The following is a 17,417-nucleotide window of genomic DNA, read 5'->3' on the forward strand; positions in this document are numbered from 1 at the left end:
ATCTAAGTCAAAGTTTGGTATTGGCTGTACAAAGACATTTGCACCCGAATATTTTAAATAAAATTTATGAGTACAACATTAGAAAAGGGGCAGCATATTAATTTCTACAAAGTAATTACGCCCATTATTATTTCAGTATTTGGAGTATATCTCACGATAGGAATTGCGTTGGGAGTCCTTCCGAAGTTTGTTCAGAACAATTTAGGATTTGACAGTATCATTATAGGGCTGGTGATTGGCCTTCAGTCTTTATCAACACTTTTAACCCGGGCTTATTCCGGTAAAATAACGGATACCAAAGGTGCAAAAAGCAGTAAAATGTCAGGGGTTATACTCACTGTTGTTGCCGGAGCCATGTATGTTTTGGCAGTATTGTTTCAGGCGGATAAATTTTGGGCCCTTGGCTGTTTACTGCTTGCAAGGATTATTCATGGGATAGGTGAAAGCTTTCTGGTCACAGGAGCGTTAACCTGGGGAATTGGTCTTGCAGGCCACACAAATTCAGGGAAAGTAATGACATGGAACGGCATTGCCATGTATGCAGGGATTGCTATTGGAGCCCCTATGAGTATCTGGCTGAGTAAAGAATACAGCATACTGCCTGCCTTTATTCTTATAGCTCTTCTTCCGTTTGTAAGCTGGATATCTACAGCTAAGCTTCCTTCTATTCCGGTAGATAAAAACCACATCAGAACCCCATTTTATAAAGTTATAGGCGCTATTTCCGGACAGGGTCTGAGTCTGGCATTTTCATCAATGGCATTCGGGTGTATTGCTTCTTTTATTGCGTTGTTTTTCGCAGAGAAAAATTGGGGCGACGCTTCACTGGCATTTATGACCTTTGGGGTATGTTATGTGCTGACAAGAGTTTTCTTTGCTTCCTTTCCCGATAAATACGGAGGTTTTACCATTGCTTTTATCTCTTTAATCATCGAAGTCATAGGGCAGATGCTTATCTGGACATCTGTTTCCAAAACAGTTGCCATCATCGGATGTGGATTAACAGGGGTTGGATTCTCATTGGTTTTTCCAGCTCTGGGTGTTTTAGCCATTCAAAAAGTAAAACCTCAGATGAGAGGCACTGCCTTAGGAGCATATGTAGCATTTGTTGACCTTTCATTAGGGTTAGCGGGACCTCTTGCCGGATTGATTGCCGGTTGGCTCAACTATCAGGCGGTCTATTTATTTGGAGGAATCAGCTGTATTCTTTCGATGATTATTCTACTGTTTAATAAAAAATAAAATCATACATTATGATAACAAGTCCAATGAAAACAAAAAAAATACGTTCCGTATTTACGGTGAAAAATAAAAAGTTTCTCACCCCACATCTTATCCGCGTGGTATTTGAAATTGATGAAAATCAGGCTGGATTATTGGCTCACGTGCAATCCGGCTCCAATAATAAAATCTTTATTCCATCCTCAGCAGAAAAGGAGAGTGAGCCGTTGGTGAGAACCTATACCAATAGGAAAGTCGACCTGGAAAACCTTGAATTAAGCATTGACTTTGTCGCTCATGGAGAGGAAGGACCGGCATCCGCCTGGGCCCTGAAAACAAATCCGGGAGACACACTGGAAATTGGAATGAAAGAGAGTACAAGACCTTTAGTCCCGGAAGCGGACTTCTACCTTCTTGTTGGAGATGCAACAGCATTACCCGTCATCTGTGCGATCGTAGAACAGCTCCCTTCCTATACATCTGCAAAAGTACTGTTGGAAGTTCACGGAAAAGAGGATGAATTTATTTTATGCTCTGCGGCAGATGTATCTGTTGAATGGCTTCATAATCCTCACCCGGAAAATGGAAGCCGGCTTGCAGATCTTTCCATATCTTCAGAATTTCCTTCAGGATTACTGAAAAAATATATTTATATCGCAGCTGAATATACTACCGTGCACGAACTTCGTACCTACTTCAAAACAAAGCTCAGCTGGGATCCACATGGGATGTACGCCTGCTCATACTGGAAAGCGGGTCAATCGGAAGACAAACTTTCTGAAAAAGGATAAAAACCTGTGAAAACATCGGCATATAAAGCATTTATTGCTACATTTGCCAATGACTGATTTAAATAAATGGAAGAACTATTAGTTTCATATATTAAAAGCAAAATATCGGTAACCGATGAGGAAATGGAGGTCATCCTGTCTTATTTTAAACCGATCAAACTGAAGAAAAATGAACTGCTCCTTACCAACGGGCAATCTAGCCAGAGAACCTTTTTTGTGGTCAGCGGCTGTCTCAGAATTTTCTTTATTAATGAGGAAGGACAGGACTCTACGAGGTATTTTGCTTTTGAAAATCAGTTTGCTACAGCATTGGTAAGCTTTATTACTTCAGAACCATCAGAAGAGTTCATTCAGGCTGTTGAAGATTCTGAAGTCTATTATATTACACACAAAAACTTCTATCATCTGTTGGAAATCATCCCTCAATGGGAAAAATTTTACAGGATCTATCTTGAAATTGCTTATGTTACCAACACCAAGAGATTAATGTCTTTTCTGGTTCAGGATGCTCTTGAAAAATACCGCCAATTGTTGGATGAAAATCCCATTATTGTCCGCAGGCTTTCCAACAAAATGGTGGCTTCTTATCTCAATATATCCCAGGAAACGTTAAGCAGGCTGAAATCTAAGCTTTAATTTTTCTCTTTTTTTGACTCAGGTCAATGTTTTAAAAGTCTGCGATCTTCAAATTTGTAGTACTAATTTTTTGAACAATGACCAGTCTTCCAACCCAGGCTATACATATTTTCACAGGTATTATTCTGCTGAAAAACAAAATAGCGGCCCATACCTATCATATAAGAATCCAAAGTCAGGATTTTTCAAGAATTCAATATTCACCGGGGTTGATGATTGAGTTTTATCTTTCCAACCCTTATTATACTACTAAAAGTGAAGTTCAGCCATATGCCTTCTGGGATTATGACCCTATTCATCATATTGCTGATTTTGCTATTAGCATTCGGGATAAAGAATGGATAAAAGAAGTCCAGGAAGGGGATAGTCTGTTTTTTAGACAAGCTTCTGAACAATTAGTACCGGACCATACCGGAGATCATTATTTTCTTATCGGTGATATAAAAGCATTATCCCATTTATATGAGATGAACAGGGCATTACCGGTAAGTAAGAAAATAAGCAGCCTAATCTATACAGAACATGAAGAAGAAGTATTTCCTGATCTTGATCATAGTTTCCCTTTAAAAACCTGTATTATAAATCCTATCCATGCTGTAAGCCTCCAGGAAAAAATTCAGGAATATTTTCCCAATGATTCCCAAGATACCATCGTGTACCTCTTTGGTGATCCTTTAATAGGCTCTGTCATTTGCAGTTATTTGAAAAATAATCCTCTTTTTGACATCCGTACGATTTACTTAAACGGCTTCTGCTACGGATAAATTCTTAAAAAATTAATACGAATTGATTTCTAAAAAAAATTTAAGCCTTATATTTGCAGGACAATGTTAAAATGGATTTCCATATTATGCTCGATGATGTATGTGATGGCTACCACCAATGCGGGGGAAGTGCTCAAAGTACCTATGTTTGTTGAACATTATATGGAGTATCATGGTAATCTTTCAGAATTTGTTTTGGAGCACTATGACAATCATAAAAAAGATTCCGACTGGGATCTCGACCAAAAATTACCCTTTATCAATCCACCTATCGTATTAACAGTCTATGCTCAGCTGCCCGAGCTTAGTTTTGAAATAAAAAAACCTGTAGAAATTACGATTCCACAGAAGAATAGCATCTATCAGGAAAAGGATTTCTCAAACCTATATCTTTCCAGAATTTTCCAGCCTCCACGGCTTTCTTAATTAATTTCATATTAAAGATCAATGCTTTAAGTTTTTACTTAAGGCTGTCAAGTTATTACCTATCAATTAACTCTCTGTGCACTGTAGCTGTGTTCATATCTTAACTACAAAGACTTTTATTTAAAAGGTTTTTAACCTTTACGTAAGAAATTATGTGGTTTGGGGTTGAAGTTTAGCAGCTTTCTACAACACGACGAGTTATCAATTAATAATTTTTTATGTTAAATAAAATTATTGAGTTTTCTGTAAAGAATAAACTCATCATTGCTCTGTTTACAGTGGGGCTCATTCTTTTTGGTGTCTATGAAACCACTAAACTTCCTATTGATGCGCAGCCTGACATCACCAATAATCAGGTTCAGATCATTACCAGCGCTCCCTCTTATGGTGCAGCAGATATAGAAAGGCTCGTTACCTTTCCTATAGAACAGTCTACCAGCAATATCAGTGGAATTACTGAACTGCGTAGCCTTTCAAGATTCGGACTTTCTCTGGTAACTGTAGTTTTTGATGACAATACCGATGTATATTGGGCCCGCCAACAGGTTCAGGAGCGTTTGCAGCTTGTTCAGGATAATATTCCTCAGGGTATTGGAAAACCTGAGCTGGGACCTATTTCTACCGGACTGGGAGAGATCTTTCAGTATGTGGTAAGAGCCAAAAAAGGCTATGAAAATGTGTATGATGAAACTGAACTCAGAACCATTCAGGACTGGGTAGTGAGGCGCCAGCTGCTGGGAACTAAGGGAGTGGCCGATGTCAGCAGTTTCGGAGGAAAGTTGAAACAATATGAAATTGCGATTAATCCTAATAAGCTTCAGGCATTCAACATCAATATCAATGATGTTTTCACGGCTTTGGAAAAAAACAACCAGAATACCGGAGGAGCTTATATAGAGAAGAAAGAAACGGTTCTTTTTATCAGGAGTGAAGGTCTTTTGGGAAGTACGGAAGATATCGGAAGCATTCAGGTTGCGGAAACCAAAGAAGGAATTCCTGTGCATATCAAAGATGTGGCATCCGTTAAGATCGGTTATGCTACCCGGTATGGAGCAATGACGTATAATGATACCGGCGAAGTATCCGGAGCCATTGTATTAATGCTTAAAGGAGAGAATGCTAATGTCGTGATTGGCAATATTAAACAAAGACTGGAAAAGATTCAGGAGTCTTTACCTGAAGGAGTGGTTATTGAACCGTTTCTCGACCGTGCTAAAATGGTAAATAATACGATCAGTACAGTAAAAACCAACCTGATGGAAGGAGCACTGATTGTTGTTTTTATTCTGGTATTATTTTTAGGAAACTTCAGAGCAGGATTATTAGTGGCCTCTGTGATTCCTTTAGCCATGCTTTTTGCCATCATTATGATGAATATATTTGGTGTTGGAGGAAACCTGATGAGCCTTGGTGCCTTAGACTTTGGCCTTATTGTAGACGGTGCCGTTATTATAGTGGAAGCTGTTCTGCATCAACTGGCCCACAAAAAATACTTTGGCAAAGACAATATGCTCAGTAAAAAAGAAATGGATGAGCAGGTTTCGGATTCTGCTACGAAAATGGTCAGCAGTGCTGTTTTTGGACAAATTATTATCCTCATTGTTTATCTTCCGATTTTTACACTTCAGGGAATTGAAGGGAAGATGTTCAAGCCTATGGCGCAAACGGTTGCATTTGCATTAGTAGGGGCGTTTATCCTGTCTTTGACATATATCCCTATGATGAGTTCTTTAGTATTGAGCAGAAAGAAAAAGGAAAAAGACAATATTTCAGACAGGATTATGGCTAAAGTGGAGGCAGGCCACCAGAAACTTCTGATGAAAGCCCTTAAATACAGGAAGACAATTCTTATGAGTGTATTTATTCTTTTTGCAGGGGCTGTTTTCATTTTATCCAAGATGGGTGGAGAATTTATTCCGTCTCTGGAAGAAGGGGACTTTGCCGTTGAGATGAGAATTCTTCAGGGGAGTAATATTAATGAAACCAAGAAGGTAACTACACAGGCAGGTAATATTCTTTTAAAACAGTTTCCTGAGGTTCAAAAGGTCGTTGCCAAGATCGGGAGTGCAGAAATTCCTACAGAACCCATGCCGATGGACGCAGGAGATATGATTATTGTTCTGAAGCCTAAAAAAGAATGGACCTCTGCAACGTCGTTTCCGGAACTTTCTGATAAAATGAGTAAAGCTTTAAGCGTTATTCCGGGACTTACCACGAGTTTTCAGTTTCCTGTGCAGATGCGTTTCAATGAGCTGATGACCGGGGCCAGACAGGATGTAGTCTGCAAAATTTATGGAGAAGACCTGGACAGTCTTACCCTGTATGGCAAAAAATTGGGAAGCATTATCAATACGGTAAAAGGAGCACAGGATCTTTATATTGAACCGGTTGTAGGTGCCCCGCAGGTTGTTATTGATTACAACAGATCGGAACTCTCGCGTTACAATATTTCCGTTGCGGATGTCAACAGAGTTATCAATATGGCATTTGCAGGACAGACCGCAGGAGCATTATATGAAGGAGAGAAAAAGTTTGATATTGTTGTCCGAATGGATAATCAGCATAAAAAAGATTTGACAAGCATTCAAAATTTATTGGTGCCAACACCATCCGGAGAGCAGGTTCCATTATCTCAGTTTGCAAAGGTAGAACTTAAAAACAGCCCCAACCAGATCCAGAGGGAAGATACGAAAAGAAGAATCATTGTTGGTTTCAATGTAAGAGGAAGGGATGTGCAGACTATTGTGGAAGAACTTCAGCAGAAAACTGGGAAAGATCTCAAATTTTCACCGGGATACAGTGTTTCTTATGGAGGGACTTTTGAAAATTTAAATGAAGCCAAGGCAAGATTAGGCATTGCTGTTCCTATTTCCCTAGTAATGATTTTCCTGTTACTGTTCTTTGCTTTTGGTTCTGTAAAGCATAGTTTACTCATCTATACCGCCATCCCTTTATCAGCAATTGGCGGTGTATATTTTCTTGCAATGAGAGGGATGCCATTCAGCATCAGTGCAGGAGTAGGATTTATTGCTTTGTTTGGAGTAGCCGTACTTAATGGAATTGTTTTAATTTCTGAATTTAACAGATTGAAAAACAAAGGAATGGATAGTATGAGCAGAGTAGTTTTAACAGGGACAAGAATTAGACTTCGTCCGGTTTTAATGACTGCTTTTGTAGCTTCTTTAGGGTTCTTACCGATGGCATTAAGCAACGGAGCAGGAGCTGAAGTACAGAGACCTTTGGCCACTGTGGTTATCGGAGGACTGATGCTTGCCACTCTTTTGACCTTATTTGTCCTTCCAATACTCTATGTCTTATTCGAAACTATTAATACCCATACTATGAAATTTTCTAAAAAAATAAATTCTAAAAAACTGTCCGTTTTGTTAATCCTGATATCTTTCGGAAGCTTTCAGGCTCAGGAAAATATTACTTACGATCAGGCCTTGGAAAAAGCTTTCCAACAGAACGGAACCCTCAAAAATTCAAAATTAATATCAGAATACCAGGAGAAATTAAAAGCGAGCTATCTGGATATCCCACAGCTGGAAATTACAGGAGGTTTTGGTCAGATTCAGGGTGAAGAAACCGATAATTCGTTTGGAATATCTCAGAGATTCAGTTTTCCAACAGTTTATTCTAAAAGGAAACAGATGCTGGATGCAGAATGGGGAGCAAGTGTAATCAATCAAAACCTGACCAAAGCACAGCTTACCAAAGAAGTTGCGGACGTTTTTTATAGAGTTTTAGTTCTTCAGGAAAAGAAAAAGGTATTGCTGTACATCAGTCAGCTGTATCACAATTTTGCGGAGAAGGCAGGGCTAAGGCTGAAAAAAGGGGAGGCTAATATTTTAGAGGAATCCACCGCTGAAATTCAGAACGAGCAAATGAATATACAGCTGAATACACTTGATAATGATCTGAATATGACCAAACTTCAGCTTCAGTTACTTCTTCAGTCTGAGAATCCCTATCAGCCTGTTGCAGACCGTCCTGTAATGGATATTAGCCTTCAGTCTTCAGAAGAAGCCGTAAAACAACATCCTGAACTTCAGGCTCTGCAGCAGCAGATCAAAGTAGGAGAGGCCGAGGTACAGCTTGAAAAAAGTAAACTGCTTCCAGAACTTCTTATTGGATATACCAACCAAAGTATGAAAAACATCAACAACAACCGGTTCAATTCTGTTCAGGTGGGTGTGGGAATTCCATTATTTACTAAAGGGCAGAGAGCATTGGCAAAGGCTGCACAGGCAAAAATAGAAATTTCTGAAAATCAGTTTCACAGAAAAGAAATTGAGCTTAAAAACAGGCTGAGACAACAACTGAGCAACTATATAAATCAACAAAAAATCATTGAAAATTATGAACAGAAACAGCTTCCCAAGTCTGAAATCATCCTAAAAACAGCACAGAAACAAATGGAAGTTGGGGAAATTGATTATCTGAACTGGGTAATATTAGTTAATCAGGCTGTGAAAACAAAAGCAGATTACATCGATCAACTGGAAAGACTCAACCAAATTGGAGCGGAACTTAATTTCTTAATCTCAAAATAACAGCGTCATGCATTTCAAAAAAATATCAATATACTACTTTGCTTCAGTACTTATTTTATCTTCTTGTTCAGGAAAAAAAGAAGAGGAAAAAACGGTTTACGAAAACACGAAATTTACTAAAGGCAATGAAAATACAGTTCATCTTACAGAAAAACAGATTCAGTCTGTAGGAGTAAGTACTACATCCATTCAGGATAGAAATATGGAAAAATTGGTAAGACTGAACGGAAAAGTAGAGATTGCTCCTTCCCATATCAGTTCTGTTTCCAGTATTATGGGTGGGCATATCAAATCTATCAATGTAATAAATGGCAGTCATTTCAGTAAAGGACAGGTACTGGCTGTGGTGGAAGATCCACAATTCATACAGCTTCAGCAGGACTATCTGGTAACAAAAGCCCAGCTGGAAGCAGCAAGACTGAACTTTAACCGCCAAAAAGACCTTAATACAAGCAAGGCAAGCAGTGATAAAACCATGCAAACTGCACAGGCTGATTATTCCACTTTACAGGCTACTTTAAAAGGTCTGGAGGAAAAACTCAGAATCATTGGAATCAGTGCCCAAGGATTACATACTGGCAATATCAGAAGCCGAATTAATATTTATGCTCCGTTTAGCGGTTTTGTAAGCAGAATTTCGGTGAATAACGGGCAGTATATCAACCCTGCAGATACTTTATTTGAACTGATTAATCCTGCCGGATTACTTTTAGAATTAAAAGTGTTTGAAAATGACGTAAATGACGTAAAAACGGGACAGGAAATTCTGGTGTACAACAATCAGAAACCTGATGTAAAATCCAATGCTAAAATTGTAAGTGTAGTTCCCAGTATTGAAAACGGAGGTTCTGCCACGGCTGTAGCCAAATTATCTTCTGTAAACCCTGAATTTGTAAAAGGAATGTATATCAATGCAGAGGTTAATATCAGCAGCCGGAATACGCAGGGACTTCCCAATGAAGCGGTAGTTTCCTATGAGAATAAAAATTATGTTTTTGAAGATCTTGGAAAATCAAACTATAAGATGATCCCTGTAATAACGGGAATTGCAGATGATCAGTTTACAGAGATTTTGAAAGCTGACTTTTTAAAAAATAAGAAAATTGTACAGAAAGGTGCTTACAGTTTGCTGATGATGCTGAAAAATAAGGCAGAATAATACTTCCGAACCTATCAATATTTTTTAATCAAAGGTTTTGTTTACTGTAACTAACGGGTAAATGAAACCTTTTTTATTTAGTAACCAACCCTTAGCTCTCATTACATATCATAAAGGAATGATGACGGCCAGTCATTCATGCAGTAATGCAGAGCAGCATTCGCAGTATAAGATGATATTTAGCATATTTCCCATATTATAAGTATTATTTAATGCATAGCTAATTTTAAAATGATATATTTAAGCAGTGAATTAGTTTTTTAGAATTTTTAGTTGCATTCATAAGATAACTTTTATTGAAATATAATGACAACTAAACCGTTACACAATTTTCATATTCCGGTAATGGGGCTGGCCTATACTATAGACAGTCCGATTCGTGTTGCCCAATATGGAATTTCTTCCGTCATTTCCATTATCGATGACGAAATTTTGGAAAAAATGAAAAACTTTTATAATCAGAAATTTAATCTGGATTATTTAAAAATTTCATCCAAAACAGAAGATTACAGAGCAAAGAGAATTACCGCTTATCTGGATATGGTAGATGATATCGTGAATGAAAAATTTGAATCTTTCAAACAGGAAATCAGCAAAAACAGAGAGGCTTTAAAAGATTTCATGACGATGTTACCTAATACATCAGAGCTGAAAGATGGTCTTCAAAACCTTATTAATCAAAAGGATAATTGGGGGTCAGCTATTAGAAACTTCATTGAGTCTAACTTAAAGCCGGGAAGCATTGATGTCAACATCATGACAAAAGTTGATAAAGACAACTATAAAAAAGGTGAACAGCTTTCTGTGATCTATAATGATGCGCATGCGTCTTTACGTGGATTTGCAAAAAGCAAACTGTCTTCTTCGATGGTTCTTTCTGCGGGAATGAATCCTCGTTTGTACAGTTATATTGAGGAATTTGAAGATTTTTTTCCGGATCAGAAAGGCGTTTTAAAAAAGAAGATTATTCTTAAAGTAAGTGATTTCCGATCGGCAATGATTCAGGGGAATTTCCTGGCCAAAAAAGGGCTTTGGGTTTCAGAATACAGAATAGAGTCGGGGTTGAATTGTGGAGGGCATGCATTTGCTACAGACGGACTGCTCCTTGGGCCTATTATGGAAGAATTTAAACAGAAAAAAAATGATCTGATCCAGTCGGCCCATGCCTTAATGGTCTCTGCTTTAGAACAGAAAGGAAAACCGGGTATTGCCCAGCCCTTAGAAATGAAAATTACCGTTCAGGGCGGAGTAGGAACATCTGAAGAACATGATTTTCTGCTTGACAATTATGATGTAGACAGTGTAGGATGGGGGTCTCCGTTTTTATTGGTTCCGGAAGCGACTTCTGTAGATACAGAAACCAGAAATTTGCTTCTACAGTCTAAAGAAAAGGATTTTTATCTGAGTAATCTTTCACCATTGGGAGTCCCTTTTAATACAGTAAGAGGAACATCCAACGATCAACTAAGACAGCAAAAGGAATCTCATGGGAAATATGGAAGTTCATGTCCGAAAAAACTACTGGCTTTAAGCAAAGAGTTTTCTTCTCAAGGAACATGTACAGCTTCCAGGAAGTATCAGGATATTAAACTGAAAGAATTGTATACCAGCCGGGAAACATGTACGGCTGAAGAATTTAACCGAAGAAAGTCGGAGATTACAGATAAAGCCTGTCTTTGTGTAGGTCTTGTAAATGCTGCTTATATGGAACATAATATGGAAATTAGAGGTGAAAAACAAGGCGTTGTCATATGCCCGGGACCGAATATCGCTTTTTTTGACAAGGAGGTTTCTCTTTCTGAAATGGTAAAGCATATCTATGGAAACACCAATATTCTTCCTGATAATCAACGTCCGAATATGTTCATCAATGAATTAAAAATGTATGTGGATTATCTGAAAAAAGAAATTACAGAATCATCAGTCCAAATCACGCATTCCCAATCTAAAAAATGGAATACGTTCAAAAAAAATATATTTGAAGGGATTGAATATTATCATCATCTGTTTAAAGAATCATCCTTCTTTAAAAACGGATTGGAAAACATAATCCTGCAACTGCAGGAATATAAACTGATGCTTGCAGCCATTGAAGTTCCTCAGGTTGAGAAGTAGCAGTATTTTTTTAATTGATAGATTAAAACAGCCTTCATCCGGAGGCTGTTTTTTATTGAACCCATATAATTCCGAAATAAAAGATATGAATAGGCATGAGTATTTTCATTTATAATAACTATCACAGGAATGGCTATTTTGAATCCTTATCCTCTTCAGGATTCCTTACCTTAGAGGTTATATAATACGTTGTAATAACAAATCATTTTATGGAAAAAAGAAAGATCAAAAATACCGATCTAACAGTAGCACCTATCAATTTTGGTGGGAATGTTTTTGGATGGACACTGGACGAACAACAATCTTTTGATATATTAGACCGTTTTACGGAAGCAGGATTCAATTTTGTAGATACGGCAGACACTTATTCGTGGTGGGTAAACGGCAGAGGAGGACAGTCGGAAGAGATTATCGGAAAATGGATGAAAAGCCGTTCTAACCGTAAAGATATTGTACTGGCTACAAAAGTAGGCTCTGAAACAAAAGAACACGGTTATGATATCAGTAAAAAGCATATTTTACAATCAGTGGATGAATCCCTGCAAAGACTTCAGACTGATCATATAGACATTTATTATACACATTTCGACGATAACGTCACTCCGGTAGAGGAAACTCTTTCAGCGTATGATGAGATAATCAAGGCAGGAAAAGTACGTTATATTGCAGCTTCCAATCTTTCCCCGGAACGTTTAAAAGCTTCTTTTGAAGCGGCTGAAAAAAACAATCTTCCCAAATATGTTGCGCTACAGCCTCATTACAATTTGGTAGAAAGAGAAGGTTTTGAAAAAAATTACGCACCTTTGGTAGAAGAGTTTGACCTGAGTGTATTTCCATACTGGTCTCTGGCTGCAGGTTTTTTAACCGGAAAATACCGTGAGGAAGCAGATTTTGCAAAAAGTGCAAGAGGAGAAGGGGTAAGAAAATATATGAACGCCAAAGGTCTTGATGTTTTAAAAGCATTGGATCAGGTAGGTGAGAAACATCACGCCCCTCAAAGTACGGTAGCTCTGGCCTGGTTATTAGCCAATCCGCTGATTACGGCCCCTATCGTTAGTGCGACCAGTCCGTCACAGCTTGAAACGCTGTTTAATGCTCCAAAACTTGTTTTAGATCAGGAAGATATAAATCTGCTTAACAAGGCTAGTAATTAGTTGTAACGACCCTTCATTATAGATTAAAATTAAAGTAATCCGTTCAATACTGAACGGATTACTTTTTTATACATGTAAGTTCTTTTTATAACCACCCCGTCAAATCTTTGATTTGCCACCCCTCCAGAGGAGGGGAATTTTCAGCCTATCAATTGTAATATCAGCAGATAGTATAAGCAGCTGAAATTTGTAGTGTCAAATAGTATCTGTTAATCAGAGTATTCTTTTAATAATTGTCTGTAGCTCATGAGAATAGAAGATTTTGAGATAAAGCCAATGAAATCATTATTCTCACTCACTACCGGAAGGCTCCAGACTCCTGTGTCATCAAAGGTCTGAAGAATTTCCAATGGCTTATTTTCACGGTGGAGTATAGCCGGTGGTGCTTTCATCACCTGAACGATCAGTTGAGAAGGATCAATTTCTTTGTTAAAAAGATATGGTCTTATATCATCTAATGTAAGGATTCCCTTCAGTTTTCGCTGATCATCCACTACGGCAAAGATATTTTTATCTCCGTTTTTCACCAGTTCAAAAAGATCTGTAATAGAAGCATTTTCATTGATGGTCTGTGAGTATTTATCAATGAAATCATCCGTTCTTAAGGCAAAAAGAAGGTTTTTATCATGCTTATTTGTGAATATTTTCCCTTCATCGGCAAGAGATTTTAATTCCGGTGAAATAGGAGAGAACCATTTGGCGATAAGATAAGATATCACAGAAGCAATCATCAATGGAATAAACAGATCATATCCAAAACTGGATTCTGCAATCAGAAATATAGCAGTAAGAGGGGCATATAATACACCACTCATTGCTCCTGCCATTCCCACAAGAACAAGATTGGTTACCGGTACGTCCGAAAATCCAAGATGTTGGCAGACCAAAGCAAACAAATAGCCCAAGGTACCACCCGCAAAAAGGGATGGAGCAAAATTTCCACCGTTTCCACCACTGAATATGGTAAAAGAAGTTGCAAAAGCCTTTAAAAGCAATACCAGAACCAAAAATATAATAATCGTCCAGTCGCCAATTTCAAAATATCTGAAAAAACTGTTTTCAATAATAGAATATGTATTTCCATTGGTGAATGCTTTTACGGTTTCGTATCCCTCTCCAAATAAAGGAGGAAATAAGACACAAAGCAGGGAAAGAACAGCTCCTCCAAACATGGCTTTACGCATTCTTGAAAGCTGAAGCCCCTTTATAAAGTGTTCTACTTTTTGAGAAATAATTACAAAATACCGGGCATATAATCCGGTTACAATTCCCAAAATAAGGTAATAGGGAACATTCTTATAGTTGAAAGGATCTCTGGTATAAAATCTGAAAAGAACATCTTCCTGAAGCAAAATCCTTGACAAAAGGCTTCCGCAGACTGCGGCTACAACCAGAGGGATAAAGTCTGTAAAAACAACCCCGGTCAGGAGAATTTCAAAGGCAAACATAATCCCGGCAATGGGAGCATTGAATGCAGAGGCAATCCCTGCCGTAGCTCCGGCAGCCAGTAATAAAGTACGCTCTTTATAGCTGAGTCTGTAGGTTTGGGCATAGTTGGAACCGATAGCAGCACCGGTAACAGCGATAGGGCTTTCCAGTCCTGCAGAACCTCCCAGACCAACGGTAATAGCACTTTGTATCACCTGTGAATACATTTTTACAGAAGCCACAATACTGGAATTTTGGGCAATTTCATAGAGGATAGCACCAATTCCTTTCCGGTCCTGACCTTTAAATAAGGTGATAACGATCATTGTTGTCAATACAATTCCTAAAAAAGGAAAGACGATATAAAATAATATCTGGTATTCAAAATGAACTTTATTGGTAATGAAATTATGAATATAGTGGACTAAAGTTTTCAGGATTACTCCTGCAAGTCCTGCCGTACATCCCACAAGAATTCCGGAGAGTACAAGAAACTGGTTTCTGCTTAATCTATTGTTCAGCCAATGCAGGATAAGCTCATAACTGCGCGCTTTTTCTAATCCGTATTTTTGGAAATCTCTTTTAAATTTAAGGAAGCTTAAGTACTTTTTTTTGTTGTGAATTTTCACCTGGGAAGAATTTTAATACTGCTATCAATTTGATACAGAATTGTAAATTTATGAAATATCTTACAAAAACTACTAAACTGATCCCCTTTTAAATAATGCAATTCACAGAGAACCCATTAATAGTCAATGAAAAATAAAAAATTCAAAATTTCTTCAAAATTTAATGATAGATTTATCGCATGAAAATTCTAATTGTTGAAGACGAAACAGAGCTTGCTAAGAGTATTTCGGAATATCTTTCTGAAGAAAATTACCTGTGTGAATCTGCTTCCACATTTGGTGAAGCCATGAATAAAATTGAAACATTTCACTATGATTGTATTTTATTGGATATTATGCTTCCTGACGGCAATGGGCTGAAAATCTTAGAGGAATTAAAAAAACAGAACAAACAGGATGGGGTAATTATCATTTCTGCCAAAAATGCACTGGATGACAAAATTGAAGGCTTGAAGCTGGGGGCTGATGATTATCTTACCAAACCTTTCCATCTTTCTGAGCTTATGGCAAGAGTATATTCCATTATCCGTAGGAAGCAATTCAGCAGTTCCAATGTAATCAAACAGAATGAACTTCAAATTGACTTACTCGCCAAAACAGTGTCTGTCAATGATGATATCATTTCCTTAACCAAAAAAGAATTTGACCTTTTGATCTATTTTATAGGAAACAAAAATAAAGTAATCTCCAAAAGTACCTTGGCAGAACATCTTTCAGGTGATTTTGCAGATATGCTGGACAATCATGATTTTGTTTATGCTCATGTAAAAAATCTAAAGAAAAAATTATACGATGCGGGGTGCAGCCATTACCTCAAAACCGTATATGGAACAGGTTATAAGTGGGAAACATGAGCTAATTCTATTTCTTAAACTTGCTTTATCATGAAAGCATATATTGAAATAATTCATCATATTCTTTGGAATAACAAAATATCGTTTTACTTTTAAAATACTAAACGAAACTTATATCCAATTAATATTAGATTGCAGATAAAAAAGAATCTTAGGTACTGATCTTACAACATTCAAAAACTCAAAACTTATAACTCATCATTACTTTGAAGCCTCTATTAAGTAAAACGACAAAGCCATTTCTTATTTATGTACTTATTGTGTTGACGATAAGTATTCCTGTGTATTACTTTGTGGTGGATACCATCTGGAAAAGTGAACTTGATGAGCATAACCAGATTATTGTAGAGAAAACGGCGTATGAGTTCAATCAGTTGAAACTATCCGAAGATCAGCTAGGAAAAAGTCTGAAATTATGGAATAATATTCAGCCTGAAACCAATATTGAAAAAATTTCTGCAAATCGTATAAAGGGTGATAGCGTTTATACTAATGAAAGACATCTTCCATTTATATCTGAACACAAAAAGGAAAGATACAGATGCCTGGAGAAGGTGGTTTACATCCAAAATAGACCCTATCTTTTTACCATACAAACCAATATTGAAGAAACCCACGAAACAATAGCAGTGATAGCCATGATCACGGTCTTTTTCTTTGTGATGATAGTGGTGGGGCTTTTATATATGAATAGAAGACTTTCGGCGTCAATATGGAGACCATTCCGGGAGACCCTGGACCGATTGAAAACCTTTAAACTCAATAGCCAGAATAAAATTGAATTCCCAGCTTCTGATACCGTAGAGTTTGAAGAACTCAACCAATCTCTTTATAAGCTGATCGAGCACAATATTTCAGTGTATAAAACTCAAAAAGAGTTTACTGAAAATGCTTCTCATGAGCTGCAAACACCACTTGCCATTATCAAAAATAAACTGGATCTCCTGTTACAGGATCAGGATCTGACAGAAAAACAATACCGAATTGTTGAAGATATGAACAGGGCGCTTACCAGAAGTTCCCGCATTAATAAAAACCTGTTGTTATTGGCTAAAATAGACAATAACCAGTTTGATAATTCTGAAAATTTCTCTTTTGATCAGCTCCTTCGCCAAAGTATTGATATTCTCAAAGAACATTTCGAACAAAAAAACATTGACGTACAAGAATATATTGAATCTAACGTCCGCTTAAACGGAAATAGCAGCCTAACAGAGATTATGATTAATAATCTGATTGTCAATGCCATCCGACATACTTTGCCCGATGGGTCTATTGCTATAAAATTAAGAGATTCTGTTTTTGAAATTTCCAATTCAGGAGTGGAAAAACTGAATACTGATTTATTGTTCAAAAGATTTTCAAAACTGTCAGCAGACCATCATGGAAGTGGGCTAGGACTGTCTATTATCCAGGAGATCTGCAAATTTCATCATTGGACGGTCAGCTACAGATTTGAGAATAACCATCATGTCTTTTCCGTTAATTTATAGTTAAAAAATATCCCAACCCGGACAATTCAAAATTTCTTCTAAATCTGATTGCACTTTTGTATAGAAAATATACTTACGTGTAGATTTTATTAGAAATGATTGTAAAAATTGCCCTTTTGTTTCCGGAAATAATCCCTGTATTCTTGCTTAGCGCTATGTATGGCGGTAAGGTAAATCTTATATTGATTATG

The 17,417-nt window shown here is 37.3% G+C and carries 12 protein-coding genes; 11 read left to right on the forward strand and 1 reads right to left on the reverse strand.

Annotated features, from left to right (window positions below):
* The first annotated feature begins 66 nt into the window (after positions 1 to 66).
* The 9 genes from JML65_RS09005 (at position 67) to JML65_RS09045 (ending at position 12,822) form a co-directional block, all read left to right on the forward strand.
* Positions 67 to 1,242, forward strand: a complete 1,176-nt coding sequence (locus tag JML65_RS09005; RefSeq protein ID WP_202270594.1) for an MFS transporter — start codon at positions 67 to 69, stop codon at positions 1,240 to 1,242.
* 11 nt (positions 1,243 to 1,253) lie between these two features.
* Complete coding sequence (locus JML65_RS09010) at positions 1,254 to 2,012, forward strand: siderophore-interacting protein (RefSeq protein ID WP_202270595.1); 759 nt, start codon at positions 1,254 to 1,256, stop codon at positions 2,010 to 2,012.
* A gap of 66 nt (positions 2,013 to 2,078) precedes the next feature.
* Complete coding sequence (locus JML65_RS09015; RefSeq protein ID WP_047496502.1) at positions 2,079 to 2,648, forward strand: Crp/Fnr family transcriptional regulator; 570 nt, start codon at positions 2,079 to 2,081, stop codon at positions 2,646 to 2,648.
* Positions 2,649 to 2,725: 77 nt separating this feature from the next.
* The gene (locus JML65_RS09020; protein WP_202270596.1) at positions 2,726 to 3,412 is read left to right on the forward strand and encodes a hypothetical protein; all 687 of its coding nucleotides are present in this window, start codon (positions 2,726 to 2,728) and stop codon (positions 3,410 to 3,412) included.
* 63 nt (positions 3,413 to 3,475) lie between these two features.
* The gene (locus JML65_RS09025; RefSeq protein WP_052188815.1) at positions 3,476 to 3,838 is read left to right on the forward strand and encodes a hypothetical protein; all 363 of its coding nucleotides are present in this window, start codon (positions 3,476 to 3,478) and stop codon (positions 3,836 to 3,838) included.
* A 218-nt stretch (positions 3,839 to 4,056) separates the two neighbouring features.
* The gene (locus JML65_RS09030; protein ID WP_202270597.1) at positions 4,057 to 8,394 is read left to right on the forward strand and encodes a CusA/CzcA family heavy metal efflux RND transporter; all 4,338 of its coding nucleotides are present in this window, start codon (positions 4,057 to 4,059) and stop codon (positions 8,392 to 8,394) included.
* A 7-nt stretch (positions 8,395 to 8,401) separates the two neighbouring features.
* On the forward strand, positions 8,402 to 9,553 hold the full coding sequence (locus JML65_RS09035; protein WP_084084231.1) for an efflux RND transporter periplasmic adaptor subunit: 1,152 nt from the start codon (positions 8,402 to 8,404) through the stop codon (positions 9,551 to 9,553).
* Between the two features lie 306 nt (positions 9,554 to 9,859).
* Positions 9,860 to 11,668: a hypothetical protein gene (locus JML65_RS09040; RefSeq protein WP_202270598.1), complete on the forward strand. Its 1,809-nt coding sequence runs from the start codon at positions 9,860 to 9,862 to the stop codon at positions 11,666 to 11,668.
* Positions 11,669 to 11,877: 209 nt separating this feature from the next.
* The gene (locus JML65_RS09045; protein WP_047496490.1) at positions 11,878 to 12,822 is read left to right on the forward strand and encodes an aldo/keto reductase; all 945 of its coding nucleotides are present in this window, start codon (positions 11,878 to 11,880) and stop codon (positions 12,820 to 12,822) included.
* Between the two features lie 209 nt (positions 12,823 to 13,031).
* Here the strand turns inward: JML65_RS09045 and JML65_RS09050 are convergent, their stop codons facing one another.
* Entirely contained in the window at positions 13,032 to 14,879 is a 1,848-nt protein-coding gene (locus JML65_RS09050; protein WP_084084228.1) for a chloride channel protein, read from the reverse strand.
* Between the two features lie 179 nt (positions 14,880 to 15,058).
* Between JML65_RS09050 and JML65_RS09055 the strand changes: the two genes are divergently transcribed.
* Together JML65_RS09055 and JML65_RS09060 are read left to right on the forward strand one after the other, a co-directional pair.
* On the forward strand, positions 15,059 to 15,733 hold the full coding sequence (locus JML65_RS09055; RefSeq protein ID WP_047496485.1) for a response regulator transcription factor: 675 nt from the start codon (positions 15,059 to 15,061) through the stop codon (positions 15,731 to 15,733).
* A gap of 206 nt (positions 15,734 to 15,939) precedes the next feature.
* On the forward strand, positions 15,940 to 17,226 hold the full coding sequence (locus JML65_RS09060) for a sensor histidine kinase (RefSeq protein ID WP_115917833.1): 1,287 nt from the start codon (positions 15,940 to 15,942) through the stop codon (positions 17,224 to 17,226).
* The last annotated feature ends 191 nt before the right edge of the window (positions 17,227 to 17,417 follow it).

Source organism: Chryseobacterium sp. KMC2, from assembly GCF_016756935.1.
Classification (GTDB): domain Bacteria; phylum Bacteroidota; class Bacteroidia; order Flavobacteriales; family Weeksellaceae; genus Chryseobacterium; species Chryseobacterium rhizosphaerae.